Raw genomic sequence first — 24,970 nt, 5'->3', positions numbered from 1 at the left:
CAAACTATGCATGCGCTGACGCCCACACGGGCTGATGCGCGATAGCTGGTCTGAGGAGTTTTTGAATGTTCATACATAACAAGCGACTTCAGTACACCGTTCGAGTAGCCGAGCCCAATCCGGGCCTGGCCAATCTGCTGTTGGAACAATTCGGCGGTGCCAATGGCGAACTGGCCGCAGCAGCGCGCTATTTCACCCAAGCCTTGGCCGAGGAAGATCCGGGGCGCAAAGACCTTCTGCTGGACATTGCCACCGAAGAGTTGAGTCACCTAGAGGTGGTCGGCTCGATCATCGTGATGCTCAACAAGGGTGCCAAAGGTCAACTCGCCGAGGGCGTGCAGGAAGAAGGCGAGCTATACCGCGCGTTGAATGGCGCCGGTAATGACTCGCACATCACCAGCCTGCTCTATGGTGCCGGCGCACCTCTGGTCAATTCGGCTGGTGTGCCGTGGACGGCGGCCTACGTTGACTCGATCACCGAGCCGACCGCCGACTTCCGCTCCAACATCGCCGCCGAAGCACGGGCGAAAATCCTCTACGAACGCTTGATCAACATCACCGACGATCCGGGCGTGAAAGAGGCGCTTGGTTTCCTGATGACTCGGGAAATTGCCCATCAGCAGTCGTTCGAAAAAGCCCTGCATTCGATCCAGCCCAACTTCCCGCAAGGCAAGCTGCAGGGGATGCCCGAATTCACCAACAAGTACTTCAACATGTCCGGCGAGCCCAACGTTCGTGGCCCCTGGAACGAGGGCGGTGCGTGGGAGTACGTCGAGAACCCAGAACCTGCGGTCGATGGCGGCGATGGTCTGGCGACCGTCTCCCTTCCGGCTGAAGACGCACAAGTGCTTGAGGCGATGAAGACCCGCACGGCCTCCGACCCACTCAGCGAACCGGTGACCGGTGCTGATCTGGGCTCCGGTTACGTGCAAGGCAAAGATGTCTGAGTCCAGCCCGGCGGCCCCGATCCGGGGTCGCCACTTGCTCAAGGTGAACAACATGAAAAGCAGCAAAGTCTCGGCAATGACCACTGAACATTTTCAACGCTTGATGGAGCATGCATACGCGTGTTTTGAGCTCGACTGCAAACAGGCCTGTCGGGGGCTGAAAGTCAGCATGGCCGTCAATGTATTTGGCCTGGGTACGCTGCTGCCGAATAACTTCGCCGAGGAGACCACCGTCCCGCCAGCGGACGAACATCCAGCCGTCGACGACGCCTTGCCCACGATGCCGGTATTTGCCAAGCGCGCATTGGCATCGCGCAACCGTTCAATCGAGGTGGCTGAACCATTCCATCGGTAAGAGGAGCGCGACATGAGAACACGTAAAAATCCGGGTTTGCCCTCAAGGCCGATCATCGCCCCCGGCCTCCTGTTTCTGCTGGGCTGCGCGATATTCGCCGGCGGAACGCTGATCATGATGAGCGAGCTGGCGGGGAAAGTCGTTGCGATGTGAGCCTGTCGCTGATGCACATTCAAAACAGCACCGCAGCCGCTTCCCTCATGAAGATCTCAACGGTCTTCGGCCCTATCCCCTCGAACTCGGACAGGCGCTTCTCCAGCGCCTTGCGATCCGCGCTCGCTGCGACGATGTTACTGACCTTACCGGCGTACTCGCTGTTGAGCTTGCTGGCCAACGCGAGTAATCGCGACGCCGTACTCTCGTCATAGCGCACGTAACGCGCTTGCCCCAGCATGGACACCAGCTGCCGATGCGTACACTGCGCGAGTCTTTGCGGCGTGTCTTTCTGATGCTGCTCTACTATGACCTGATACGCCTTGGCGGCGATCGCGCCCTGTATCCTTTTGCCCATCAGAAAACTGGCCAGCAGCCATTTGAACAGGCCGGATTCGTTGGCGTTTCGCAGGTCGATGTTCAGGTCACCGGCCGTGATGATTTCACTCACAAGTCTCACCCCAAGGCGCGCGTTATTGCACATGTTGACCCGGCACGGCTTTGAACGATCCAATGGCCGCCGCCTGACCAGGGCAATAAATTGAATCCCCAGTGGAAAAGGATGGTCATCTTTCAGAGATGCGAGATGACAAGCATAAGGATCTTCAAATGCTCGGCCGCAAACTGCCCGACAGCCAAGGGCATGACGCTGCACAAACCGCTCCCGTCAAAGCTTCCAGCGAGATAGCCGCTTTCCGCCTGACCGTGATCTTCATGCTGACGGTGATTCTGGCGTTTCTGGGAGTGGAAGGATGGCGGACGTGGCGTGACTACCATTCGGCGTTTTCGTCCGCCCGGGATTCGGTCACCAACCTCGCGCGGGCAACGGCGCAGCACGCCGAAGACGCCATTCGCCAGGTCGACGTATTGACCGCCGCGCTGGGCGAGCGCGTCGAAGGCGATGGCTTGCAGAACATCGATGTGCCCCGGATTCACAAATTGCTGGTCCAGCAGGCCAGGCTGATGCCGCAGTTGCACGGCCTGTTCATCTACGGCCCGGACGGGCACTGGATCGTCACTGACAAGGAAATCATCCCGGACCCGGCGAACAACGCTGACCGCGATTATTTCCAGTATCACCGCACCCACACCGATCGCAACGTGCGCATCGGTGATGTCGTCAAAAGCAAATCCACGGACGACCTGATCATTCCGATTTCCCGCCGCTTGAACAACCCGGACGGCTCCTTCGCCGGCGTGCTGCTGGGGACGATCAAGGTCAGTTACTTCGTCGACTATTACGGCGATTTCAAGATCGACGACAAGGGCGCACTGGTACTGGCGTTGCGCAACGGAACGATTCTTGTACGTCGCCCCTTTATCGCCTCGGTGATCGGTCAGAGCCTCGCCGACAGCGAGGTTTTCAAGAACTACCTGCCCTATTCCAATCAAGGCATCGCCGAAGTCAGAGCCGTCGTCGACGGCACCCAGCGTCTGTATGGCTACAGGGCTTTGAGCACCTATCCGTTGGTGGTAGAAACCGGCCTTTCCCGCGAATCGATCATTGCGCCGTGGCGCTGGGACCTGATCAAAACCGGCTTCGTGTTGATGTCGGTGATCACCGCTTTCACGATCTTTGGGTGGATCGTCTTGAGGCAACTGCGCCAACGGATGGTCATGGAAAAGGACTTGCGCCGTGCACACCAGGCCATGAAGGACATGGCCCTGACCGACAGCCTGACCGGGCTGGCCAACCGCCGCCGCCTGGACACCGCGCTGGCTGACGAAATCCGTCTGGCCAGACGCCAGGGCTCCTCGATTTCACTGATCATGATTGATGTTGATCACTTCAAACTCTACAACGACACCTACGGACATGCGGCGGGCGACGATTGCCTGAGCGCTGTCGGCCAAGCGATTGCGCGAGCGGTCAAGCGACCGGGTGATCTGGCCGTGCGCTATGGCGGCGAGGAGTTTTCCGTGTTGCTGCCCAACACGGATATTCGAGGGGCGGCGCTTGTGGCAGAGGACATACTTGAGACCATTCGCTCATTGCAGATGGAGCACAGTGCTCACCCGCTGGGTCACGTCACTGCCAGCGCGGGCATTGCGGTTGGCCAGCCAGCCGAACAGGACGTGTCCCCCGCCGTGCTGATCGAATCGGCTGACAAGATGCTCTATGCGGCAAAGCAGCAAGGCCGGGACCGTTATTGCAGTGGCGGGGACAGTGGCCTGGAATGTGATGGACCGTGACGGTCAATTAGTCCGGCTGACCACCCGGATATGTGTAATCCCCACCCGCTCTGCCTGCTCGAGAATCTGCTCTGGAGTCGAATCCGCGGTGGGCATGACCAGGCTGTTTTCGGCATCGCCCAGGTGCAGTTCCAACAGATGCATCGCCGCGTCGTGCTCGGCCAGTTGCGCTTCCTTGAGCTCGAGCAGATAGGTACGGGGCTCGCCGTTGAATCGGTATTCGATGTGATAGGTGTACATGATGTCGTCCGCGTCGGTGGGAAAAGGCAGTGTTTATCCTGACGCAGCGGTCAGCTTTTAGTTCAACCTCACTGCCAAAATGCATTTGCAACAAACTTTTTGCGCAGCGAAGCGTCCTCTTCTTAACTCTCCATAACAGCTGATCACAGCTAAGGACCGGCAATGACCTTCTTCATCTTCCTCTTGGCCTGCGCGGCGGCGGCAACCACTGGCGTGATGTTCAAACCCGGCCCGTGGTACGAATCACTGACCAAACCCTCCTTCACCCCGCCCAACTGGGCCTTTCCGGTAGCGTGGACGATCATCTACCTGCTGCTGGCCTGGGCCGGTTATCGCCTGAGCCTGATCCCAGGCAGCCAAACGGTGCTGGCCTTGTGGGCCGCGCAAATCGCCCTGAACACGCTGTGGACGCCGGTGTTCTTCGGTGCGCATCAGGTGCTTGCGGCGCTGGTGATTCTGGCGGTGCTGTGGGTGGTGGTCGCAGTGATGGTGGTACTCGCGCTGCAACTGGACGTGGTCACCGGGCTGATTCTGTTCCCGTATCTGGCCTGGCTGTGCGTTGCGCTGGCGCTGAACTGCTCGATCCTGATGAAGAATCGCCTATGAGCGAATTTCCATGGCCACAAGGCGAGCGCGAACTGGCGCAGGTTCGCGCGTTCAACAAAAAGCTCGCCTGGCTGCCGCGTTTCAAGGTGCGCAATCGAGTCACCCCACGGCTGATTCAGGCGTTGCTGCGGGCGGGTCAGCTCGGCGGCGCCGGCAAGTTGCGCCAGCATGGGCTGACCGCCGAACGGAAGATCATCGACACGGTGCCGGTACGCATCATCCGTCCCAAGGGCAAAGCCAAAGGCGTGGTACTGGATTTCCATGGTGGCGGCTGGGTGATCGGCAATGCGCAGATGAACGACAACTTCAACATCGCCATCGTTAATACCTGCGACGTGGCGGTGGTGTCTGTGGATTATCGGTTGGCCGTGTCGACGCCAATCGAGGGCTTGCTGGAAGACTGTCTGCGCGCCACGCGCGGCATCTTGAACGATGCTGAATTTGCCGGATTGCCCGCAGTCGTCGTCGGTGAATCGGCCGGCGGGCATCTGGCGGCGGCCACCCTGCTCGCGCTCAAATCTTCGCCCGAACTGCTGCAACGGATCTGCGGCGCGCTGCTGTATTACGGCGTGTACGACCTGACCGGCACGCCCAGCGTGCGCACCGCACCCGCCGATACGCTGGTGCTCGACGGCCCCGGCATGGTCGACGCGTTACGCCTGCTCACGCCGGATATCAGCGACGAACAACGACGCCAGCCACCGCTGTCGCCGCTGCATGGCGATTTCAGCGGACTGCCACCAGCGCTGCTGTTTGCCGGCGACCTCGATCCGCTGCTGGATGACACGCGGCTGATTGCTGAGCGCTGGCACTACGCGGCGCCAGTGGAGATGTACGTGCTGCCAGAGTGTCCGCATGGCTTCATTCACTTCCCCACGGCCACTGCTGACCATGTGCTGGCTTACAGCAGGCAGTGGATCTCGGCGCGAGTGGCGAGCTACTCAGTGAAATCCGCCGAAATCAGCCCGGCACTTTCGTAGCTGCCGATCAACTCATCAAACAACGCAATATCCCCTCGGCTGCGCGCAATCAACTGCGCGCCAGCCACCGCCGCGTAAATCGCCCGCGCCCGCGCCTTGCAGCTGTCTTCGTCGGCAGATCCAGCAGCGATCAACACTTGGGTCAGCCATTCGATATTGACCTCTGCGAATTTCTTTACCTGATCCTTTACCGCATCTGGCAAATCTTGATATTCGGCAGCCATGAAGCTGACCAGGCACAGCCGATTACCGTTTTCCAGCGAAGTGCGGAAGATCGACGGGTACAGCTTCAGGGATTGTTGCGGCTCGGGATTGGCTTCACGAATGTTGTCCAGCGCCTTGGCCGCGTCTTGCCAGTAACGCTCGGCAACTGCCGCGCCGAGGTCGGCCTTGCTGGGAAAGTGGTAGTAGATGCTGGCGTTCTTGATACCCACCACTTCACCGATGCTACGGAAGTTGATGCCGTTGTAGCCGTGGGTCTGCGCCGCTGTTTTGGCGGCGTCCAGAATCGCTTCGCGCGCGTTCACGCTCATGTCTGTGTCCTTGATGACCATCGATCAATTGGGCGGAGTGTACCCGCGAAAGATTTACCTGCCAATTGGCAGGTAGGGGATTGACAGCAATAAATTCTGACCGCAATCTTTGCCTACCAACTGACAGGCAGGGAACTGAAATGACCGCTAACTCGACTCAAAACGACGCTCACTCCATTTCCGCATTGAAAATCTACGACTGGTACAACGGCCCCTACCCGGCCCGCGTACGCATCGCCCTGGCGGAAAAATCGCTATTGGCCCGCACCGAATTCATCCCGGTAAATCTGTGGAAAGGCGAACACAAGAACCCCGAGTTCTTGCGCTTGAACTACTCCGGAACGCTACCAGTGCTGGAGCTGGAAGACGGCACGCTGCTCGCCGAGTGCACCGCCATCACGCAATATCTTGACGTCCTCGACGGCAACCCTGTACTCACCGGCCGCACACCGATTGAGCAAGGACGAATCCACATGCTGACCAAACGTGCCGAGATCGAATTTCTCGATGCCGTCAGCGTGTATTTCCACCATGCAACCCCGGGACTTGGCCCGGAAGTGGAGCTGTACCAGAACGCCGAATGGGGCATGCGCATGCGGGACAAGGCTGTGCGCGGCATGCGCTATTTCGACAAATTGCTGCGTGATCAGCCGTTTGTGGCCGGCGCCAGTTTTTCCATGGCCGATATCGCCGTGTTGGGCGGGATGATCTTCTCGGCGCTGGTTGAGTTGGACGTCCCGGAAGATTGCACGGCACTGCGCGAATGGCACGCGCGCATGCAGCAACGTCCGAGCGTGCAGCAATGGCGCGCGATGGTTGAGCGCGGCGAACCGTAAACCTAGCGAAAGCAAAAGGCGCCCTTACCGGCGCCTTTTTTGTTTGCGCTGAACCCTGCGCGATCGTTCACCACATGCCGATTGTGATTCAAACCGTAAACAGTCTTTACCCGATCCGCGCCTGTTTCCCCCGCCAGCCGCCGCATAGAGTTTGTTCCAGCAGCACACTCAACCAGCAAAGGAAAATACTCATGAAAGTCTCAATGCTCGTCCTCGCACTCTTCGGCTTCAGCTCGGTGGTCATGGCTCAGGACTCGACTACCACGCCTCCCGTCGAGCAATACACCTACGCCAGTCATCTCGACGTCGCCAAAATCCTCTCGGAAGACCCCGTGCCGGATGTCTGCGCCGTAGTGCCGGTGCACATGACCTATCAGGATTCCCAAGGCAAGCAGCACATCCTGCAATACGAGGTCATGGGCAGCGGCTGCAGCAACGGCTGATCAGGTCAATACCTCGCACACCCATTGCGTCTCAGAGTTGGCTCGCTGAGACGCAAATGCCTCTACCGCTTCAATCGATAAGCGCCTGAGCAGTGCTCGCCAACTGCGCGCCGACCCGGGTTTTCAAGGTGTCGATGAATCGCGTGATCTTCGCATCGACAAACTGGCGAGACGTGTAGACCGCATAAACATTGCGCTCATAGGTGTGGTAATCAGGCAGCACTCGCACCAGCCTGCCGGCACGCAAATCGTCGATCGCCGTGAAGCCTGCCAACAGACCAATCCCCGCCCCTTCGCGAATGGCCACGGCCATTGCGTCCATATCGTTCACGCTGAAACTCGGCCCGCTCGGGATGAACGTCGCGTCGCCTGCCTTGCTTTTGAGCTGCCATTCATCGCGCACGTAATCGACGGTACCGAGCAGCAGGCATTGATGATCGCAAAGCTGCTCCGGCGTTTCGGGTGCGCCATGCCGCGCCAGGTATTGCGGAGAGGCCACCAGTACGCAGTGACTGACGCCGATCTTCTGGCTGACATACGCCGAATCCGGCAGCGTTCGCGCGATCAGAATGGACACGTCCAACTGATCCTCAAGCAGATTGGGCATGCGTTGGGAGAGCATCAAATCGACGGTCACTTCGGGAAACGCCTGGCGATATTCCAGCACCGCGCCGGTCACCAGTTGCCGGGCCAGTCCGGGCACGCAGTGCACCCGTAACGTCCCTCGTGGTTGCAAGGCGGCATTGCTCGCCTCGGCTTCGGCGCTTTCCAGGTCAGCGAGAATCTTCACGCAGCGCTCATAAAACCGCCGGCCCGCATCGGTCACCGAGAGACGCCGGGTCGAGCGCTGCAACAGGCGAGTGTCGAGCACGTTTTCCAACGCCGAGACCGCACGCGATACGTTACCGACGGTGGAGTCGAGATGGTTGGCCACGGCAGTGAAACTGCCCATCTCGACTACCTTGATGTACACCGACATGTTTGAAAGTTTGTCCATCCTGATCGTCCTGTAAACCTGCAGCCCACTGCGGATAACGTCGGATGCTACACGCTCGCTCCCGCGCTCGATATTACCTTCTGGGACAACAATGATTCCCTCGTGGCCGGCTAAATCAAACGGCACGCCTTCCATAGACTGGATTCCACGGGACGCCTGAACCACTGCGTACAAGGCGCCGAATGAATCCTCAACCATGAAGGCGACATCCATGAACACTCCTTACGATCCGCTCTATCTCTTCATCGGTGGTCAATGGCTCACCGCCCAAGACCGCGCGACCGCTGCCGTGGTCAACCCGGCAACCGGCGAGGAAATCGGTCAGGTGCCACTGGCCACCGCCGAAGACCTCGATCACGCCCTCGAAGTGGCCCGACTGAGCTTCGACCAATGGCGCCAGACCGTGCCGGACCAGCGCGCAAAAATCCTCAAGCGCGCCGCCGATCTGATCCTCGAACGCGCCCCGCACATCGCTGCGCAAATGACGCTGGAAGAAGGCAAGCCGCTGCGCGAAAGCCTCGATGAAGTGACCCGTGCGGCGGAATATTTCGAATGGTTCGCCGAAAGCGCACGACGCATCGACGGCCGTGTCGTACCGGCCAATCGTCCGGGTGTACTGCAACTAGTGAAACGTCAGGCGATCGGCCCTGTGGCAGCGTTCACACCGTGGAATTTCCCGGCCATCACCCCGGCGCGCAAGCTCTCGGCAGCGCTGGCCGCCGGTTGCAGCGTGGTACTCAAGCCCGGCGAGGAAAGCCCTTCCACCGCGCTGGCCCTGGCCCGTGCGCTGGACGATGCCGGCTTGCCCAAAGGCGTGCTGCAAGTGGTGTTCGGTGTGCCGGATCAAGTGTCCAGCTATTTGATTGCCTCACCGATCATTCGCAAAGTGACCTTCACCGGTTCGGTGCCGATCGGTCGGCTGCTCTCGGCCCGCGCTGCCGAAGGCGTCAAGCCGATCACTCTGGAACTGGGCGGCCACGGTCCGGTGCTGGTGTTTGCCGACGCCGACATCGAAAAGGCTGCCGTGGAAGGCGTTGCCAATCGCTTTCGCGGCACCGGTCAGGTGTGCATTTCCTCGACTCGTTTTCTTATCCAGCGTGAGGCCTACGCCGAGTTTGTCGAGCACTTCGTTGCGGCCACCGAGGCACTGAAAATCGGCGATGGCATGGATCCGCAAACCCAGGTCGGCCCTCTGGCGAACCCACGGCAGCTGGCGAAGATGGAGCAACTGATCGCCGACGCCGTCGAGAAAGGCGCACGGGTGCTGGCCGGTGGCGAGGCGTTGCCGGGCGCAGGCTTCTTCTTTCAGCCCACCGTTCTGGCCGATGTGCCGATGAGTGCGCGAATCATGCACGAAGAACCCTTTGGCCCCATCGCGATACTGATGCCTTTCGATGAGTTGAGCGACGGCCTGCAAGAAGCCAACCGCCTGCCCTACGGCCTCTCGGCCTACGCGTTCACTTCCAATGCGCGCACCGCGATCGACGTCGCCGATGGCCTGGAAGCCGGAATGATCGGCATCAACCAGTACCGCATCGTCGCCACCGAACTGCCCTTCGGCGGCATGAAGGAAAGCGGCCACGGTTCCGAAGGCGGCATCGAAGGCATCGAGCACTATCTCACCAACAAATTCATCAGCCAGGTTTAAGGGGATTTCCATGTCGACTATCGATTTCAGCAGCCCGCGTGAAGCCGCCCGCGCCTTCACCCCGAAACTGGCGCAATTCGTTGACTCAACGCTGTACCCGCAGATCTGGAGTGACCCCGCCTTGGCACCCCGCGAGCGCAGTCTGATCACTGTCGCCGCGCTGATTGCCGGCGGCCACTGTGAAGAATTGCCCGCGCACCTGCGCCGCGCTGTCAGCAATGGCGTGAGCCATGAAGAGTTGTCGGCGGCGATCACTCACCTGGCCTTTTACGTCGGTTTTCCGGGCGCCATCACCGCCTCGGCCATCGCCAATGCCACCCTTGCCGACACGGAGCAACGCTGAGATGAAAGCCATCAACCTGAAAGCATTCGGTTCGGCAGAAGTGCTGCAACTCGGCGAAGCGCCCAACCCTGAAGTGCGCCCGACCGACCTGCTGGTGCGGGTCTATGCGGCCGGCGTGAACCGTGCCGACCTGACCCACCGAACCGGCGGCTACGGCCATGCGAACTTCGGCGACTCGTTGATCATCGGTCTGGAGATTGCCGGGGAAGTGCTGGAGACCGGCAGCGAGGTGAGCGGATTTGCCGTCGGCGACCGGGTAATGGGCGTGGTCGGCGGCGGCGCCTACGCCGAACTGGCGCGCATCGACTACCGCATGGCCATGCCGATTCCGGCACAGCTCGACTATGTGCACGCCGCGGCGATTCCCGAAGTGTTCGTCACCGCCCACGAAGCGATGCTGCACCTGGCCCGACTCAAGTCAGGCGGCTCAGTGCTGATTCATGCCGCCGCCGGCGGCGTCGGCTCCGCTGCCGTGCAACTGGCCTACGCCACAGGCGCCACGGTGTACGCGACCACCGAAGGCAGCAAATTGTCGCGCGTCGAACACCTGGGCGCCGACGTGGCCATCGACTACAAGACCGAGGATTTCGCCGCAGTCATCGCCGACAAAACCAACGGGCGCGGCGTCGACGTGATCATCGACTTCATCGGCGCGCCCTACTTCGCCCGCAACATCGCCTCGCTGGCCCACGGTGGTCGCCTGGTGCAGGTCGGCATTCTTGGCGGCGGCGGCAAGGTCGACGTGGAGCTGGAGCACATCCTCTACCGGCACCTGCAAATCATCGGCACGGTGATGAAGTCGCGCACCCAGCCGGAGAAGCACGCGATGATCCAGCGCTTTCGCGACCACTGGCTGGAGCGCTTCGCCGGCGCCGCGAGTCTGGAACCGGTGGTGGACAGCACCTTCCCGCTATCCCGCGCAGCCGATGCCCATCGGAGGATGGAGTCTTCGCAGAATGTCGGGAAGATTATTCTGACGATGCAGCCCGAGGATTTGCGTTAAGGCCGGTCGATCAAATCTGGCCTTGCACCGTCCTGTTGCAAGGTCAGCGGCCAGCGCACTCAAGACTTAACACTGATCCCGCGAGCAGCAAAGACTTCACGCGCAGCCGTTATACCGTTCAAGGCACTGGGAAACCCTGCGTATACGGTCATTTGCAAGATCACATCGACCACCGCCTCCGGTGTGCACCCGACGTTCAGGGCTCCGCCGATATGCACTTTCAGTTGTGGCTGTGCGTTGCCCAGTGCGGTCAATGCCGCAACGGTTGCCAGCTCACGAGTGCAGTGGTCGAGGCCGGGGCGGGCGAAGACATCGCCGTAGGCAAAACTCAGAATCCAGTCCGCAAGCTCGGGAGCAGTATCCCTCAATGAATCAACCACTGCCTGACCAGGTCCGCCAGTAATCTGCGTCAGCGCGGCTTCTCCGCGCGCTCGACGATCAGTCATCTCCACGGGCGCTGCGACACTGGTCACACTGGCGCCGATCAATGTGGCGGACAGCAAGCGGTTGAAACCGGGAAATTTACGGATCATGGTGATGCTCCTTGTGCTCGAGTTGGTGATAGATCTGAATCTTGTTATCCAGAACCTCCAGGGACTGGCTCAACTGGCTGATCTGCGCTTGCACGTCCCGGCGATGCTGCTCGAGAAGTTCGCGGCGTTCTGCCAGGGTCGAGTCGCCTGATCGACGCAATTCGGCATACCGCAGCATTTGCTGGATCGGCATTCCGGTCGCCTTCAGCCGGAGCAGAAACTCGGCCCACAGCACATCCTTCTCGGTGTATACCCGGTGGCCATTGCCACCGCGCCCAACCGGATCGAACAGCCCGATGCGCTCGTAATAGCGGATCGTGTGAGCGCTCAAATCAAGGCGCTTGGCCAACTTTGAAATTGTCAGTTCTGGATTCATGTCATCACCGTAAAGGTTTGAGTGCGCTCTAAGTCAATGGCTATTTTCCATCAAGCAGAATCAGGCAAATCGCCGACAGTATCCGCCTAACGCCGACACCGCCCTGCCCCCTAATCTGAACCCATGCAGAACACACCACTGCAACGGGTTAACCAGAGACTGATCTGAACGACCCGGACCTCAATCGAAATTTGACCGGAGTCACCGCCATGAAAACTGTAAGCCAACTGATCGCCGTCGCCACCTTCGCCCTCAGCGCCAGCGCATTCGCCGTACCGAGCAATCAGGAAGATCGTTTCTTCATCCAGGTCAACGAACCACAGCAGACGCTTGCCGCCGACGGTTCTGACCGCACCCCACTGGGTGAGGCTCTCGCCGCTGATGGTTCGGACCGCACCCCGGGTCGTCGCGCAGCCTAAGCGCGTGCTGCCAAGACGAGGAATTGATAGGAACAGGCAATACTCGAATCCGATTCGGCATCGTCCGCCAGCGTTATCCGCCCTAGCATGACTTCTCTAATTGCCTGCTGGAGTACAGATTCATGAAGACCCTTTTCATCACCGGTGTCAGCAGCGGCTTCGGCCAGGCGCTGGCCAAGGAAGCGCTCGCTCAAGGTCACCGGATTATCGGCACAGTGCGCAGTGAATCCGCGCTGGCAGTTTTCGAAGCGCTGTCGCCCGAGCGCGCTCATGGGGTGCTGCTGGACGTTACCGATTTCGATGCCATCAATGGGGTGGTTGCGGCAGTGGAGGATCGTCACGGCCCGGTGGACGTGCTGGTCAACAACGCAGGTTATGGCCATGAGGGGATTTTCGAAGAGTCATCGCTGGAGGAAATGCGCCGCCAGTTCGACGTCAACGTGTTTGGCGCAGTGGCGGTGACCAAGGCTTTCGTCGCGTATTTCCGCCAGCGCCGCGCGGGGCATATCCTCAATATCACTTCGATGGGCGGCCATATCACCATGCCCGGGATCGCGTACTACTGCGGCAGCAAGTTTGCGCTTGAGGGCATCTCCGACACCTTGAGCAAAGAGCTTGCGCCCTTCAATATTTTTGTCACCGCTGTGGCGCCGGGGTCATTTCGCACCGACTGGGCAGGCCGCTCGATGCAGCGCACGCCGCGTAGCATCAGTGACTACGACGCAAGCTTCGATCCGGTGCGCAAGGCCCGGGAGGAGAAAAGCGGCCATCAGCTGGGCGATCCGCAGAAAGCTGCACGGGTCATGCTGACGATCATCGACAGTCCAAACCCGCCGGCTCACTTGCTGCTTGGCAGTGATGCGCTGGCGTTGGTGCGTGACAAGTTGCAGCTGACGGCGGAGAGTATTGAGCAATGGGCAGCGCTTAGCCACTCGACTGATGGCTGAGCAACGCGGAGAACCTCAATGCGGAAACCGAAAGACCCCATCACAGCGCGCATGGTCCAGCTAATGAGCCGGCTCGCCCCGCTGGAAGGTTACAACCTGAGCCCGCTGGACGATGTGCGTTTCCTGCGTTCCAACCGACCGCTGACCCGCACGCCGGTGTTGTACGAACCGGGCATCGTCATCCTTTGTCAGGGCCGTAAACGCGGCTATCTCGGCGATGAAATCTATGTCTACGACGCCCAGCACTATCTGGTGGTGTCGGTGCCGGTACCCTTCACCATGGAAACCGATGCCAGCGAAGCCGAGCCAATGCTCGCGGTGTACGTGCGTCTGGATTTCGCCTTGGCCGGCGAGCTGATTCAGCAGGTCGATGAACGGTGGGATTTCCCCAGATCCCAACCGATGGGCATGTACGCCTCGCCTCTCGACGAACCGCTACGCCGGTCAACCCTGCGTTTTCTCGAAGTGATGAGCAACGATGCCGACGCGCGAATCCTCGGCCCGGCGATGCTGCGCGAGCTCTACTACCGCATCCTCACCGGCGAACAAGGCGGCACCCTGCGCGCCGCCATCGCCCAACAGGGTCAGTTCGGCAAAGTGACCCGCGCCATTCACAAGATCCACAGTTGCTATCACCAGCATCTCGACGTAGAAACCCTGGCCGAGGAAGCGCAGATGAGCGTGCCGAATTTTCATCTGCACTTCCGCAAAGTTACCGACTCCTCGCCGATGCAATACCTGAAGTCGACGCGGCTGCACCAGGCGCGATTGCTGATGCTGCGTAACGACCTGACCGCGGCAAAATCGGCATTTCTGGTCGGTTACGAAAGCGCCTCGCAATTCAGCCGCGACTTCAAACGCCTATTCGGCCGCACACCGCTTGCGGAAGTGGCGTGGATGAAACAGGCCTATGCGTTGCCGGCACCGACGACTGCTTCGCCGTTTGTGTCTTCGCACTGACTTCACCCGCGTCTTGAACAAGCAGAAATCCACATTGAAGGGAAGAAAGTGAATCTGAGAGCTGAGATCGAAAACGCATTTGGACCCCAGGCATTCGCCCGCCCGCTTTTCTATTCCTGGCCGGGAGGATTGCGTTTCGAACTCTCCGAAACGGGCGGAATGATCGAGCAATTCCTGACCGCGATGCGCAAAGCCATAACCATCTGCGGCGACATTTTCCAAGGGGACGCATCGTTTGTCGCATGTCTGCGTATTCATTCCGGTCGCAATCGATTCGCCCACCGCAGCACTCTTCGCGCCCTTAAATCTGCTGGCATCGATACTCCATCAGAGCTGTGCATCTGGAGCGAAGAAATAGACAACGAGGAATGGTTCACCGAGGAAGAACCGGAATACTGGGTCAACGTCGCCTTCGAAGCGTCTATGGCGAGCATTCAAGCATTACTCTGGTGCGCATTGGCCAAGGATTTCGCCGATATCCAACCGCGTGCGAACTGTGCTGTCTACCTGTTCAATCTGCCCAAGCGAGTCATCGTCTTTCCCTATGACGACCGAGGCATGGACGTGGTTGGAGCCAACACCGAACTACTTTTGCAGCTTTATCAACGACATCATGCCTGGTTGCTCGACCATGACCGGGCAGCGATGGCAGCCACATTCGGCAGGCTTAAACGTTAGGTGAACGCTATCGTTTCAACTTCTTCGCCATGATGATCGTGCGCTCCGTCTGATGAAACTCATCTCTGATTTTCTCGAAGCCGAGCGAAGCATAGAAGCCTTCTGCGGTGACTGAGGAAGGAACGCGCAGCAGATTGAAACCTGTGTCCATGGCGAGTGATTGAATGCTCTTCATCAGCTGTCTTCCAACACCCATTCCTTGAAAGTCCGGGTCGACAAATACGCTTCGAACAATGTTTTGATCGAGACTTGCCGTTGCGACGATTTGACTGTCGAGCGTAGCGACCAGCACCTGACGCTCAGTCAAAAAACGAAGGATGTTCGAGGGCGAAAAACTTTCAATCACTCGATCAATGATATCGGGTGGATAGTCGCGAGCATTGCTCTCACGGAGCGTCTTGATGATCGTTTCACTGATAGCCGATGCATCCGCATCCCTCGCAATGTGAATTTGAATATCCACCCAGTAGCTCCTTGCTTGTCCGCTCCGTGTACAGCACTTATCGCAGCAAATTCCCCATGCGCATAGTGCTTGCCTCCTTCTGCGATTCCTCGCCCAATCACACAGGTCAGCCACCTGCATCAGGATGGGATCATGAACACCACGGCCATTCCCGAAGGTTTCACTCCATTCACCCGCAGCAGTCCGTTGCTGGATCTGCTCGGCCCGATCTACGCCAGAGGCCACGGCCTGCAATTGGAGTTGGGTTTACTGACCGACTCCCGCCACGCCAATGGTCGCGGCACTTTGCATGGTGGTGTATTGGCGACTTTGGCCGATGTCGGCATGGGCTACGCCATGGCTTTCTCCAGCGAACCGCCGCAGCCGTTGATCACGGCGAGCATGACCCTGGATTATCTCGGTGCGGTGCAAATCAACGAGTGGCTCGAAGTGCGTCTTGAACACTCCAAAAAGGGCCGCCAACTGGCGTTTGCTGGCGTCAGTCTGCACGTCGGTGAGCGAACGGTTGCGCGCGCCAGTGCCGTGTTCGCGGTGCCGCTGAGCTGAAGCGCGAAACCTCAGTCTGACGCTTCAGAATCATCCCGCGCTGGAACAGGAATTTGCCATGAGGGTTTCTTGCCGATCTGGCTATCGAACGTGCGTCGCGCTTGGCGGAAACCCTCGACGTTTTCCACCACCCAAGTCCAGATCGGCGACATCCGCACCAGCAAGCCCATGCCCAATGGCGTCAGCTCGTACTCGACGTGCGGCGGCACATGGTCGAGCTCGCGCCGGGTCAGCAGGCCGTCGCGTTCCAGCGCACGCAGGGTTTTGGTCAACATGCGCTGAGTCACGCCGGTCATCTGCCGTTTGATCTCGGCGTGACGCATCGTGCCGTACACCCCCAAGGCATGCAGGATGCCCAAAGACCAGCGACTACCGGCGTGCGCAAGCACTTCGCGGCGCACGCCATCATCGTCTCGTCTGAGCGTCTGGCAGATTGCTTCTGCCTCACTGAGCGCTTGCTGATCAGTCACTTCTTCACCTGGTATCACGCGTGTGCCTTCTTCTGAGTGCTGCCCGATCGTGCCAGCATTTGCCGATCTTACATGCAGATCTCAGGAGACATCATGACCGAATCGAACCACCCTTCCCCGCAATCCATTCTTGTCCTTGGCGCAGGCGAGCTCGGCCTGCCGGTTTTGCGCAACCTTGCGCGAGTGGCAAAGCGCTCGCCAGGCAGCACGATCAGCGTCCTGCTCAGGGCCTCGACGATCAATAGTCAGCTGCCGGAAAAGAAAGCCGAAATCGATGAACTGCGCAGTCTCGGCGTGCAGATGGTGGCGGCAGATCTGGTCAACGATTCAATCGACCAACTGGCCGAAGTCTTCGCACCGTTCGATACCGTCATTGGCTGCGCCGGCATGGTCGCTGGTCGCGAGACGCCGATGAAGCTGGCGACCGCCGCTCTCCAGTCCGGCATCAAACGCTACTTTCCCTGGCAGTTTGGCGTGGATTTCGAGGTGATCGGCCGGGGCAGTCCGCAGGATCTGTTCGATGCTCAACTCGACGTGCGCGAACTGCTGCGCGCGCAGGACAAAACCGAATGGGTGATCATCTCGACCGGCATGTTTACCAGCTTCCTGTTTGAGCCAGTATTTGAAGTCGTTGATTTCGACAACGCCACCGTTAACGCCTTGGGCAGCCTGGACACCAGTGTGACGCTCACGACCCCGGACGACATCGGCAAGCTGACCGCAGAAATCGTTTTCTTCGAACCGCGTTTTCGCAACGAGATCGTGTATCTGTCGGGCGACACGCTGACCTATGAACAGGTCGCGGGCCTTCTCGAACGCGTGCTCGGACGGCCCTTCAAGCGTAACGTCTGGACAGTGCCGCACCTGATGCAGGAACTGGAAAAAGACCCCACTCACCACATCAAAAAATACCGCGCGGTGTTTGCCCAAGGTCGAGGTGTGGCGTGGCCTAAAGCAGGCACGTTCAATGAGCAGCGGGCGATTCAGGTCACGACGGCTGAGCAGTGGGCGAGGGAAAATCTTGGGCTGTCTGCAACCTCGTAAAGCTTAGTAGCATGTGGCCACTTTTCGGTATCATCTGCTTCTGAAAAGTCCGATGGTATCCAGGAGCAGTACATGTACGGGAATGGCAGATTTGGTTTGACGCTTTTGGCTGGAGCATTGGCACTTAGCGGTTGTACTTCACTGTTTCAGGGTAAACAGTATCAATTTCCCCGGCAGGATGAACCCTCGGCGACGGTCAGGCTTAAATATGAAAGCGGCACTAACCTCGATGCGATGACCTTCAACGAATCGGGATGTTACGCAGGCTTCACGCCTTTGCCCTATACCGAGGGTTTTATCCAATCGCCGGTAGCTGTCGACAAAGAGCTGGTTTTGACTTACCGGCAAACAGTTGGTGGAAAGTTTTGCCAGATACCCTTCTCTTTCACCCCTCAGGCTGGGGCCAGCTATACGTTGAAGTCGGGCTACTGGACTGAACCCAAGGCTGGCCTTCTCCCGATCTTCACCTTCAATCAACAATACTGCGGCCTGGGCGTAGTCAAAAAAATCGGATCTCAGGAAAGCATCGAACCCATCAAGCAACTGCGTATTAAAACCGCTTTTGCATGCCTCAGATTCGTCGAGTGAAAACAACAACCTGTCTCGCTCAGCGCCCAGTAAAGAACATCCTGGTCCATCATTCTGCGGTGGCCCTTTGTAGCTGGGAGCCGACACTCGACAATACTTCGCTGGCGACCGTTTACTGGCTGGAAACACCTTGGCGCTTGGCATATTCCTGCGCGAGGCTCTGGGCGGTCTGTTGAGCATATTCAATACAGGGTTCAATTCTGCTTCGCACCCCAATCTCCTCGATAGCGGCTATATACGCACTCTCGGTCAGGCACTTTTCAACCAGGGCGCTCGCAAGCGGCAAAGACACTCCTGGCAACGTCGGAATAAATTCCCGGACAAAATCGGCAGCACTGGCAAGCCGGTTGGCATCGGTTGCAAAGGCCCACTCGCGCAGACTCACGTCATGCAGGTTGCCGCCTTGATCCCAGCCGTCGGCAAAACGGTCTGTTTTTCCGCAAGCGCCCAGCACGCCGCAAATCAATAAGAAAAGCAACCCATTCAGCGTTTTCACGAACATCGGTACTCACTGTATTCAGACTGAAAAATGAAGAGCTGCAAATGATAGCAATATGATCGCATTTGCGTGCACAGAATCAGATCCGATGAAAAGACGCCACCTCTTACATCCGATGCTGCTCCAGCAAAAAATCCACAAACAACCGCACCCGCACCGGCATCGCCGCGCCGCCGACGAACACCGCATGAATCGGTTCCTCATCGCCCGGGTTAAACGTTTGCAGCAGCGGGATCAGCGTGCCGCGCTGCAAATCTTCCCTGACGGTGAACTCGCCAATCCGCGCAATTCCGGCGCCGAGTCTGGCGAACTGGGCCAGTGCTTCGCCGCTGCTGCATTCGATGTTGCCGCTGACGTTCAGTGAGAACTCCTTGCCGTCGCGGATAAACGGCCAGTTGGCTTCGGCGCGGCGGAAGTTGAAGCGCAGGCAGTTGTGCTTGAGCAGGTCTTCGGGTTGCTGAGGCGTGCCATGACGTTGCAGGTAGTCGGGCGATGCCACCACGACCTGGCCGGTGTGGCCGAGCCGGCGCGCGGTGAGTGGGCTGTCGGGCAAATGGCCGAAGCGGATGGCGACGTCCGCCTGACCGGCGAGGATGTCGACGACTTCGTCGCCGAGGCTGAGGTCGACGACGATGTTCGGGTAACGGGCGGCGAACGCTGCGACCAGCGGCACAATGACCAGCCGTCCATGGCCAAGGGCGGCACTGACACGCAAGCGGCCCTTGGGTACGCCCTGATCGGTGATGGCCCCTTCCACCTCGTCCATGTCTGCCAGAATCCGCCGGGCACCGCGCAGGAAGGCCTCTCCCTCGGCGGTAAACGTCAGCGCGCGGGTGGTGCGTAGCAACAGACGAGTGCCGAGTCGCTGTTCGGCGCGGGCGATGATCCGACTGACCGCCGAAGGCGTCAGCCCCAACGCACGCGCAGCCGCTGAGAGGCTGCCCTCCTGCGCCACGGTGACGAACACGCTCATTTCCCCTGACCTGCCGTTGAAGTCCATTCGTGCCTCTTACGCAAAGGTGATTGCCAAAATCGCCATCTACCGCCTGAAAACGATGGATCGTAGCATTGGCGGCATAGATGAGGAGACTTTCCATGCGTATCAATCCACCACTTGTTGCACTCGCTGTCGGCGCCTTTGGCATCGGCGTCACCGAGTTCGCGCCGATGGGCATGTTGCCCGGCATCGCCGCCGATCTCGGCGTTTCCATTCCCGCTGCGGGGTTGCTGGTCAGTGCCTACGCCTTGGGCGTGCTGCTCGGCGCACCACTGATGACCCTGACCACTGGCAAGATCCCCCGGCGCTATCTGCTGATCGGGCTGATGGCGATTTTCACCTTGGGTAATCTGATGTCGGCGCTGGCCACCGACTACTACAGCCTGATGGTCGCCCGGGTGATCACCTCGCTCAACCACGGCGCATTCTTTGGGGTCGGCTCGGTGGTGGCCGCCAGCGTGGTCGCGCCGGAAAAACGTGCCGGCGCCGTGGCGGCGATGTTCATGGGCCTGACGTTGGCGACCATCGGCGGTGTGCCGCTGGCGGCGTGGTTTGGTGAGCTGTTCGGCTGGCGCACGGCGTTCTGGGGCATTACCGGTCTCGGCGTGCTGACCATGATCGCCTTGTGGTTCGCCCTGCCCAATCTGAAAGCAGAGCAAGGCGCGGGTGCGCTGGCGGAAATACGTGTATTGGGCCGCGGTCCGGTGTTGGCCGCGCTGGCCCTGACCGTGGTCGGTTCAAGTGCGATGTTCACCGTGTTCACCTACATCGCGCCGATTCTCAGCAGCGAAACCCACGCCTCCGCCGCGTTCATCACCGCCATGCTGGTGTTGTTCGGAATCGGTTTGACGCTGGGCAACGTGTGGGGCGGCAAGGCCGCCGACCGCTCGATCGACCGCACACTGATCGTGTCGCTGAGCGCATTGATCGTGGTGTTGCTCGCATTCACGGTGCTGATGCGCTGGCCGCTGCCGGCCGCCGTGGCCATTCTGATCTGGGGTATCGCCAGCTTCGCTCTGGTGCCGCCGCTGCAGATGCGCGTGATGGAAGCCGCCAAGGACGCGCCGAATCTGGCTTCGGCGGTGAACATCGGTGCGTTCAACTTCGGCAACGCGATCGGCGCGGCGCTGGGCGGTGCGGTGATCAATGCCGGGCTGGGTTATCCAGCGATTTCCCTGGCCGGCGCGGCGATGGCTGGTCTGGGCCTGCTGATGGTGCTGACGTTCGCCTGGCGCTCCAGAGCCAGTGCCGCTGCGCTGGCGTGAGCCATTCGCAGCACTACGCTCCGCCCTGCTGATATTCGCGGGGCGTGCAGCCGAACTCGCGACGGAACACCGTGTGCAGATATTGCGCAGACTTGAAGCCGCAGGCCTGGGCAATGTCGGCAATCGCCGCATCGGTGTTCTTCAAACCGCTGGTAGCCGCCGCCAGTTTGAAACGCAGAATCTCGTCATGCACGCTGCATCCGCGCTCGGCGCGAAAATGCGCTTCCAGCGATGAGCGCGACACGCCGACATACGCCGCGACTTGCGCGGTCTTGATGCCCTGACAGGCATATTGGCGAATGAACAGCAGCGCCTGCATGACGTAGGGATTGCCCAGTGGTTGGTGCAGGCTCGACACCTGCACGTTGACCGCGTCAGGCGGAATCAGGATTTGCGTACCGGTGGACGGCATGCCGTGGAGCATCTGGTGCAGCAATTGCGCAGCGGTGCGGCCCATGGTTTCGGTGCCCTGAATCACCGAACTCAGCGGCACACGGGTCAGGCTGCGGGTCAGCGGGTCGTTGTCGATGCCGATCAGCGCGACCTGCTCCGGCACGGCAATGCCGGCGGTCAGGCAGGCTTGCAGCAACTGGCGGGCGCGGGCGTCGCTGACGGCGATGATGCCGATCGGTTTGGGCAGGCTGTGCAGCCAGGCGATCAGCTTTTCGACGGCGCTGTCCCAGAGCGGCGCGCTGGTGCCCATGCCGCGATAGATCTCAGCGTAGAGGCCGTCGCGCTGCATCAGTTTGCGAAAGGCCTTTTCCCGCTCCTGCGCCCAGCGATTGGCTTGTGCCTCGGGCAGGCTGAAACAGGCAAAGCGCTGCAACCCCGCCTCGACCAGATGCGAGTAAGCCAGCGTGATCAATGCGTTGTTGTCAGTGGCAACGTAGGGAATCGCTTTCGGATAGGCGCGTGCATCCTCGTAGGAACCGCCCACCGCTACCACCGGCAAATGAATGTCGGCCAGCGCCTCGCCGATCAGCGGATCGTCGAAATCGGCAATGATCCCGTCACCCTGCCAGCGCTCGATGCCTTTCAAGCGGCAGAGAAAGTCCTCTTCCAGAAACAGGTCCCAGGAAGCGCGGGTGCTGCTCAGGTAGTTGCCGATACCGCTGATGATTCCACGGTCGTAGATCTTGCTGCCGTTGAACAACAGGGCGATGCGGTGCACGGGCGGTAGGCTCTTCATTGTTTTTAGACTGTTCCGGGTCGCTTCGTCGCGGCGACGATGGACACAGACTAGGCGTGCGAGCGTATAAGCTCAATACGCAAAATCGCACTCGCAGTTGAGGCTTTTCATAATCAGCGGGCACGGGGCCGTTGCTAGTATCGAGACACCGCCAAGAACAACAAGGACAAGGTCCATGCAGTATTTCCCCAATATCGAGCCGGTTCGCTACGAAGGCCCGAACAGTGATTCGCCCCTCGCTTTCCGCCACTACAACGCCGACAAGCTGATCCTCGGCAAACCCATGCGCGAACACCTGCGCATGGCCGCGTGCTACTGGCACACCTTCGTCTGGCCGGGTTCCGATGTGTTCGGTGCCGGCACCTTCAAACGCCCATGGCAACGCAGCGGCGAGCCGATGCAACTGGCCATTGGCAAGGCTGAAGCCGCGTTCGAATTCTTCAGTAAACTGGGCATCGATTACTACTGCTTTCACGACACGGACGTCGCCCCCGAAGGCAACTCGCTGAAGGAGTACCGCGAACACTTCGCGCAAATGGTCGACCGCCTTGAGCAACATCAGGAACAGAGCGGTATCAAGTTGCTCTGGGGCACCGCCAACTGCTTCAGCAATCCACGTTTTGCCGCCGGTGCCGCGAGCAATCCCGATCCGGAAGTGTTCGCCTGCGCCGCCGCGCAAGTGTTCAGCGCGATGAACGCCACCCATCGCCTCAAGGGTGCCAATTACGTGCTGTGGGGCGGTCGCGAAGGCTACGAAACCCTGCTCAACACCGACCTGAAACGCGAGCGCGAACAACTTGGGCGCTTCATGCGCATGGTGGTCGAGCACAAGCACAAGATCGGTTTCACCGGCGATCTGCTGATCGAACCCAAGCCGCAGGAGCCGACCAAGCACCAGTACGATTACGACAGCGCCACGGTGTTCGGCTTCCTCCAGCAGTACGGCCTGGAGAAGGAAATCAAGGTCAACATCGAAGCCAACCACGCGACCCTGGCCGGCCACAGCTTCCATCACGAAATTGCCACGGCTGCATCGCTGGGTATTTTCGGCAGCATCGACGCCAACCGTGGCGATCCACAAAACGGCTGGGACACCGACCAGTTCCCCAACAGCGTCGAAGAAATGACCCTGGCGACCTATGAAATCCTCAAGGCCGGCGGTTTCAAGAATGGCGGCTTCAACTTCGACTCCAAGGTGCGCCGGCAGAGTCTCGACGAGATCGACCTGTTCCACGGCCATGTCGGCGCCATGGACGTTCTCGCCCTGTCGCTGGAACGCGCCGCCGCGATGGTCGAGAACGATCAACTGCAAGTGCTCAAGGATCAACGCTACGCCGGTTGGCGTCAGCCGTTCGGGCAGGCGGTGATGGCGGGCGACTTCAATCTCGAGTCGCTGGCCGAGCACGCGTTCACCAACGAGCTGAACCCGCAAGCCGTCAGCGGCCGCCAGGAAATGCTCGAAAACATCGTCAACCGTTACCTGTATCGCTGATCGCCAAGGGAGGCTGCCGACGCAACGACGCTGTGACAATTGCACGACAATTCTGTGCCTGCTGCGTCGGCAGATTCTCTACAGTTCTACCAGCCCGATTCATCGTCAGGCCGTGTCTTTCCAACAAAAATAAAAGGACGCACCACCATGAACAACTTGAAACGTACGCTGTTGGCCAGTGCCCTGGCGTTGTTGGCCCTGCCGGTAATGGCCGACGCCACCCACCCGAAAATCGGTTTCTCCATTGACGACCTGCGTCTGGAACGCTGGTCGCGCGACCGCGATTACTTCGTCGCGGCGGCGGAAAAAATGGACGCCAAAGTCTTCGTGCAATCGGCGGACGCCAATGAGCAGAAGCAGATTTCACAGATCGAAAACCTCATCTCTCGCGGCGTCGATGTGATCGTCATCGTGCCGTTCAACGCGACAGTGCTGACCAACGCCGTGGCCGAGGCGAAGAAAGCCGGGATCAAAGTGGTGTCTTATGACCGGCTGATTCTCAACGCCGATGTCGACGCCTATATCTCCTTCGATAACGAAAAGGTCGGCGAGATGCAGGCCGGCGGCGTGCTGAAAGCAGCGCCCAAGGGCAATTACTTCTTGCTGGGTGGCGCGCCCACCGACAACAACGCCAAGATCCTCCGTGAAGGCCAGATGAAGGTGCTGCAACCGGCCATCGACAAGGGCGATATCAAGATCGTCGGCCAGCAGTGGGTCAAGGAATGGAACCCGACCGAAGCGCTGAGCATCGTTGAAAACGCCCTGACCCGTAACAACAACAAAATCGACGGCATCGTCGCCTCCAACGACGCTACCGCTGGCGGCGCTATCCAGGCATTGGCCGCGCAACAACTGGCCGGCAAGGTGCCGATTTCCGGTCAGGACGCCGACCTCGCAGCGGTCAAACGCGTGATCGCCGGCACGCAAACCATGACCGTGTATAAACCGCTGAAACTCATTGCGTCCGAAGCGGCCAAGCTCTCGGTTCAACTGGCACGCAACGAAAAACCGGCCTACACCTCGCAGTACGACAACGGCAGCAAAAAGGTCGACACCATCCTGCTCACGCCAACGCCGTTGACCAAGGACAACATCGACTTGCTCGAACAGGACGGCTTCTACACCAAGGCGCAGATTGCCGGGAAATAACCAGAGCCCAAATCTCAGTTATGCGAAGAACCCTGTGGGAGCGAGCTTGCTCGCGAAGGCGGTGTATCAGTCAGCGAT

At 59.6% G+C, this 24,970-nt stretch carries 32 protein-coding genes; 21 read left to right on the top strand and 11 right to left on the bottom strand.

What is annotated here, in order from left to right; all coding sequences use genetic code 11:
- Window positions 1-65 precede the first annotated feature (65 nt).
- From ACZZZ4_RS20665 to ACZZZ4_RS20655, 3 genes are read left to right on the top strand one after another with little or no spacing between them, the layout of a single operon-like run.
- Window positions 66-947 carry a manganese catalase family protein gene (locus ACZZZ4_RS20665; protein ID WP_039758880.1) on the top strand — a complete coding sequence of 294 codons (882 nt, stop codon included), beginning with the start codon at window positions 66-68 and terminating at the stop codon, window positions 945-947.
- 52 nt (window positions 948-999) lie between these two features.
- A complete protein-coding gene (locus ACZZZ4_RS20660; protein WP_463548617.1) occupies window positions 1,000-1,302 on the top strand; it encodes a hypothetical protein in 303 nt (100 codons plus the stop codon).
- Between the two features lie 12 nt (window positions 1,303-1,314).
- Window positions 1,315-1,455, top strand: a complete 141-nt coding sequence (locus ACZZZ4_RS20655; protein ID WP_463548616.1) for a hypothetical protein — start codon at window positions 1,315-1,317, stop codon at window positions 1,453-1,455.
- A 19-nt stretch (window positions 1,456-1,474) separates the two neighbouring features.
- On the opposite strand, the gene ACZZZ4_RS20650 is transcribed toward ACZZZ4_RS20655, so the two are convergent.
- On the bottom strand, window positions 1,475-1,939 hold the full coding sequence (locus tag ACZZZ4_RS20650; protein WP_463549296.1) for an HhH-GDP family DNA glycosylase: 465 nt from the start codon (window positions 1,937-1,939) through the stop codon (window positions 1,475-1,477).
- 125 nt (window positions 1,940-2,064) lie between these two features.
- On the opposite strand from ACZZZ4_RS20650, the gene ACZZZ4_RS20645 reads away from it, so the two are divergent.
- Window positions 2,065-3,648 carry a sensor domain-containing diguanylate cyclase gene (locus tag ACZZZ4_RS20645; RefSeq protein WP_463548615.1) on the top strand — a complete coding sequence of 528 codons (1,584 nt, stop codon included), beginning with the start codon at window positions 2,065-2,067 and terminating at the stop codon, window positions 3,646-3,648.
- A 3-nt stretch (window positions 3,649-3,651) separates the two neighbouring features.
- On the opposite strand, the gene ACZZZ4_RS20640 is transcribed toward ACZZZ4_RS20645, so the two are convergent.
- Window positions 3,652-3,888 (bottom strand): hypothetical protein, encoded by a 237-nt coding sequence (locus ACZZZ4_RS20640; protein ID WP_016774354.1) that lies wholly within the window; start codon window positions 3,886-3,888, stop codon window positions 3,652-3,654.
- Between the two features lie 162 nt (window positions 3,889-4,050).
- On the opposite strand from ACZZZ4_RS20640, the gene tspO reads away from it, so the two are divergent.
- On the top strand, window positions 4,051-4,494 hold the full coding sequence (gene tspO, locus ACZZZ4_RS20635; protein WP_039758892.1) for a tryptophan-rich sensory protein TspO: 444 nt from the start codon (window positions 4,051-4,053) through the stop codon (window positions 4,492-4,494).
- Entirely contained in the window at window positions 4,491-5,474 is a 984-nt protein-coding gene (locus ACZZZ4_RS20630) for an alpha/beta hydrolase fold domain-containing protein (RefSeq protein WP_463548614.1), read from the top strand. The genes tspO and ACZZZ4_RS20630 overlap by 4 nt, the downstream gene beginning before the upstream one ends.
- Here ACZZZ4_RS20630 and ACZZZ4_RS20625 read toward each other — a convergent pair.
- A complete protein-coding gene (locus ACZZZ4_RS20625; protein WP_463548613.1) occupies window positions 5,432-6,007 on the bottom strand; it encodes a TetR/AcrR family transcriptional regulator in 576 nt (191 codons plus the stop codon). The two genes, ACZZZ4_RS20630 and ACZZZ4_RS20625, sit on opposite strands and share 43 nt — an antisense overlap.
- Window positions 6,008-6,147: 140 nt before the next feature.
- On the opposite strand from ACZZZ4_RS20625, the gene ACZZZ4_RS20620 reads away from it, so the two are divergent.
- Together ACZZZ4_RS20620 and ACZZZ4_RS20615 are read left to right on the top strand one after the other, a co-directional pair.
- Entirely contained in the window at window positions 6,148-6,843 is a 696-nt protein-coding gene (locus tag ACZZZ4_RS20620) for a glutathione S-transferase (protein ID WP_463548612.1), read from the top strand.
- 191 nt (window positions 6,844-7,034) lie between these two features.
- Window positions 7,035-7,286 (top strand): DUF2790 domain-containing protein, encoded by a 252-nt coding sequence (locus ACZZZ4_RS20615; protein ID WP_463548611.1) that lies wholly within the window; start codon window positions 7,035-7,037, stop codon window positions 7,284-7,286.
- Between the two features lie 70 nt (window positions 7,287-7,356).
- Here the strand turns inward: ACZZZ4_RS20615 and ACZZZ4_RS20610 are convergent, their stop codons facing one another.
- Window positions 7,357-8,283 carry a LysR family transcriptional regulator gene (locus tag ACZZZ4_RS20610; RefSeq protein WP_252869271.1) on the bottom strand — a complete coding sequence of 309 codons (927 nt, stop codon included), beginning with the start codon at window positions 8,281-8,283 and terminating at the stop codon, window positions 7,357-7,359.
- A gap of 211 nt (window positions 8,284-8,494) precedes the next feature.
- Between ACZZZ4_RS20610 and ACZZZ4_RS20605 the strand changes: the two genes are divergently transcribed.
- Genes ACZZZ4_RS20605 through ACZZZ4_RS20595 form a run of 3 tightly spaced genes read left to right on the top strand, consistent with a single transcriptional unit; the run spans window position 8,495 to window position 11,277 of the window.
- Window positions 8,495-9,931: an NAD-dependent succinate-semialdehyde dehydrogenase gene (locus ACZZZ4_RS20605; RefSeq protein WP_463548610.1), complete on the top strand. Its 1,437-nt coding sequence runs from the start codon at window positions 8,495-8,497 to the stop codon at window positions 9,929-9,931.
- A 10-nt stretch (window positions 9,932-9,941) separates the two neighbouring features.
- The gene (locus tag ACZZZ4_RS20600) at window positions 9,942-10,274 is read left to right on the top strand and encodes a carboxymuconolactone decarboxylase family protein (protein ID WP_064361883.1); all 333 of its coding nucleotides are present in this window, start codon (window positions 9,942-9,944) and stop codon (window positions 10,272-10,274) included.
- A 1-nt stretch (window position 10,275) separates the two neighbouring features.
- Window positions 10,276-11,277 carry an NAD(P)H-quinone oxidoreductase gene (locus ACZZZ4_RS20595; RefSeq protein WP_463548609.1) on the top strand — a complete coding sequence of 334 codons (1,002 nt, stop codon included), beginning with the start codon at window positions 10,276-10,278 and terminating at the stop codon, window positions 11,275-11,277.
- A 59-nt stretch (window positions 11,278-11,336) separates the two neighbouring features.
- Here ACZZZ4_RS20595 and ACZZZ4_RS20590 read toward each other — a convergent pair whose 3' ends face one another.
- Window positions 11,337-11,729 (bottom strand): carboxymuconolactone decarboxylase family protein, encoded by a 393-nt coding sequence (locus ACZZZ4_RS20590; protein WP_405045570.1) that lies wholly within the window; start codon window positions 11,727-11,729, stop codon window positions 11,337-11,339.
- A gap of 70 nt (window positions 11,730-11,799) precedes the next feature.
- Window positions 11,800-12,186 (bottom strand): MerR family transcriptional regulator, encoded by a 387-nt coding sequence (locus tag ACZZZ4_RS20585; protein WP_415762801.1) that lies wholly within the window; start codon window positions 12,184-12,186, stop codon window positions 11,800-11,802.
- A gap of 209 nt (window positions 12,187-12,395) precedes the next feature.
- On the opposite strand from ACZZZ4_RS20585, the gene ACZZZ4_RS20580 reads away from it, so the two are divergent.
- The 4 genes from ACZZZ4_RS20580 to ACZZZ4_RS20565 all read left to right on the top strand — a co-directional run bounded on the left by ACZZZ4_RS20580 (window position 12,396) and on the right by ACZZZ4_RS20565 (window position 15,190).
- Entirely contained in the window at window positions 12,396-12,605 is a 210-nt protein-coding gene (locus ACZZZ4_RS20580) for a hypothetical protein (RefSeq protein ID WP_415762802.1), read from the top strand.
- Between the two features lie 122 nt (window positions 12,606-12,727).
- The gene (locus ACZZZ4_RS20575) at window positions 12,728-13,552 is read left to right on the top strand and encodes an oxidoreductase (protein ID WP_463548608.1); all 825 of its coding nucleotides are present in this window, start codon (window positions 12,728-12,730) and stop codon (window positions 13,550-13,552) included.
- Window positions 13,553-13,570: 18 nt separating this feature from the next.
- A complete protein-coding gene (locus tag ACZZZ4_RS20570; protein ID WP_463548607.1) occupies window positions 13,571-14,512 on the top strand; it encodes an AraC family transcriptional regulator in 942 nt (313 codons plus the stop codon).
- Window positions 14,513-14,560: 48 nt separating this feature from the next.
- The gene (locus tag ACZZZ4_RS20565) at window positions 14,561-15,190 is read left to right on the top strand and encodes a DUF3885 domain-containing protein (RefSeq protein ID WP_463548606.1); all 630 of its coding nucleotides are present in this window, start codon (window positions 14,561-14,563) and stop codon (window positions 15,188-15,190) included.
- 7 nt (window positions 15,191-15,197) lie between these two features.
- Here the strand turns inward: ACZZZ4_RS20565 and ACZZZ4_RS20560 are convergent, their stop codons facing one another.
- Window positions 15,198-15,653 carry an N-acetyltransferase family protein gene (locus ACZZZ4_RS20560; RefSeq protein ID WP_463548605.1) on the bottom strand — a complete coding sequence of 152 codons (456 nt, stop codon included), beginning with the start codon at window positions 15,651-15,653 and terminating at the stop codon, window positions 15,198-15,200.
- A 132-nt stretch (window positions 15,654-15,785) separates the two neighbouring features.
- Between ACZZZ4_RS20560 and ACZZZ4_RS20555 the strand changes: the two genes are divergently transcribed.
- Window positions 15,786-16,199, top strand: coding sequence for a PaaI family thioesterase (locus ACZZZ4_RS20555; protein ID WP_463548604.1), 414 nt, complete (start codon window positions 15,786-15,788; stop codon window positions 16,197-16,199).
- An 11-nt stretch (window positions 16,200-16,210) separates the two neighbouring features.
- Here the strand turns inward: ACZZZ4_RS20555 and ACZZZ4_RS20550 are convergent, their stop codons facing one another.
- Window positions 16,211-16,669, bottom strand: a complete 459-nt coding sequence (locus ACZZZ4_RS20550) for a winged helix-turn-helix transcriptional regulator (RefSeq protein WP_039758937.1) — start codon at window positions 16,667-16,669, stop codon at window positions 16,211-16,213.
- 93 nt (window positions 16,670-16,762) lie between these two features.
- Here ACZZZ4_RS20550 and ACZZZ4_RS20545 point away from each other — a divergent pair, with 93 nt between their 5' ends.
- Both ACZZZ4_RS20545 and ACZZZ4_RS20540 read left to right on the top strand, forming a co-directional pair.
- A complete protein-coding gene (locus tag ACZZZ4_RS20545) occupies window positions 16,763-17,713 on the top strand; it encodes an aromatic alcohol reductase (protein WP_463549295.1) in 951 nt (316 codons plus the stop codon).
- A gap of 72 nt (window positions 17,714-17,785) precedes the next feature.
- Window positions 17,786-18,301 carry a hypothetical protein gene (locus ACZZZ4_RS20540; RefSeq protein ID WP_039759025.1) on the top strand — a complete coding sequence of 172 codons (516 nt, stop codon included), beginning with the start codon at window positions 17,786-17,788 and terminating at the stop codon, window positions 18,299-18,301.
- Between the two features lie 112 nt (window positions 18,302-18,413).
- On the opposite strand, the gene ACZZZ4_RS20535 is transcribed toward ACZZZ4_RS20540, so the two are convergent.
- On the bottom strand, window positions 18,414-18,803 hold the full coding sequence (locus ACZZZ4_RS20535) for a hypothetical protein (protein ID WP_463548603.1): 390 nt from the start codon (window positions 18,801-18,803) through the stop codon (window positions 18,414-18,416).
- A gap of 103 nt (window positions 18,804-18,906) precedes the next feature.
- A complete protein-coding gene (locus ACZZZ4_RS20530) occupies window positions 18,907-19,800 on the bottom strand; it encodes a LysR family transcriptional regulator (protein WP_463548602.1) in 894 nt (297 codons plus the stop codon).
- A gap of 95 nt (window positions 19,801-19,895) precedes the next feature.
- On the opposite strand from ACZZZ4_RS20530, the gene ACZZZ4_RS20525 reads away from it, so the two are divergent.
- Complete coding sequence (locus ACZZZ4_RS20525; protein ID WP_463548601.1) at window positions 19,896-21,062, top strand: MFS transporter; 1,167 nt, start codon at window positions 19,896-19,898, stop codon at window positions 21,060-21,062.
- A 13-nt stretch (window positions 21,063-21,075) separates the two neighbouring features.
- Here ACZZZ4_RS20525 and ACZZZ4_RS20520 read toward each other — a convergent pair whose 3' ends face one another.
- Window positions 21,076-22,251: a XylR family transcriptional regulator gene (locus ACZZZ4_RS20520; protein WP_463548600.1), complete on the bottom strand. Its 1,176-nt coding sequence runs from the start codon at window positions 22,249-22,251 to the stop codon at window positions 21,076-21,078.
- 175 nt (window positions 22,252-22,426) lie between these two features.
- Between ACZZZ4_RS20520 and xylA the strand changes: the two genes are divergently transcribed.
- Window positions 22,427-23,743: a xylose isomerase gene (gene xylA, locus ACZZZ4_RS20515; RefSeq protein ID WP_463548599.1), complete on the top strand. Its 1,317-nt coding sequence runs from the start codon at window positions 22,427-22,429 to the stop codon at window positions 23,741-23,743.
- A gap of 147 nt (window positions 23,744-23,890) precedes the next feature.
- Window positions 23,891-24,892, top strand: coding sequence for a D-xylose ABC transporter substrate-binding protein (gene xylF, locus ACZZZ4_RS20510; RefSeq protein ID WP_415762817.1), 1,002 nt, complete (start codon window positions 23,891-23,893; stop codon window positions 24,890-24,892).
- Window positions 24,893-24,970 lie beyond the last annotated feature (78 nt).

Source organism: Pseudomonas sp. AC252 (genome assembly GCF_979258105.1).
Note: the sequence above shows the minus strand (reverse complement) of the source record. Positions and strands in the feature narration are given on the sequence as shown.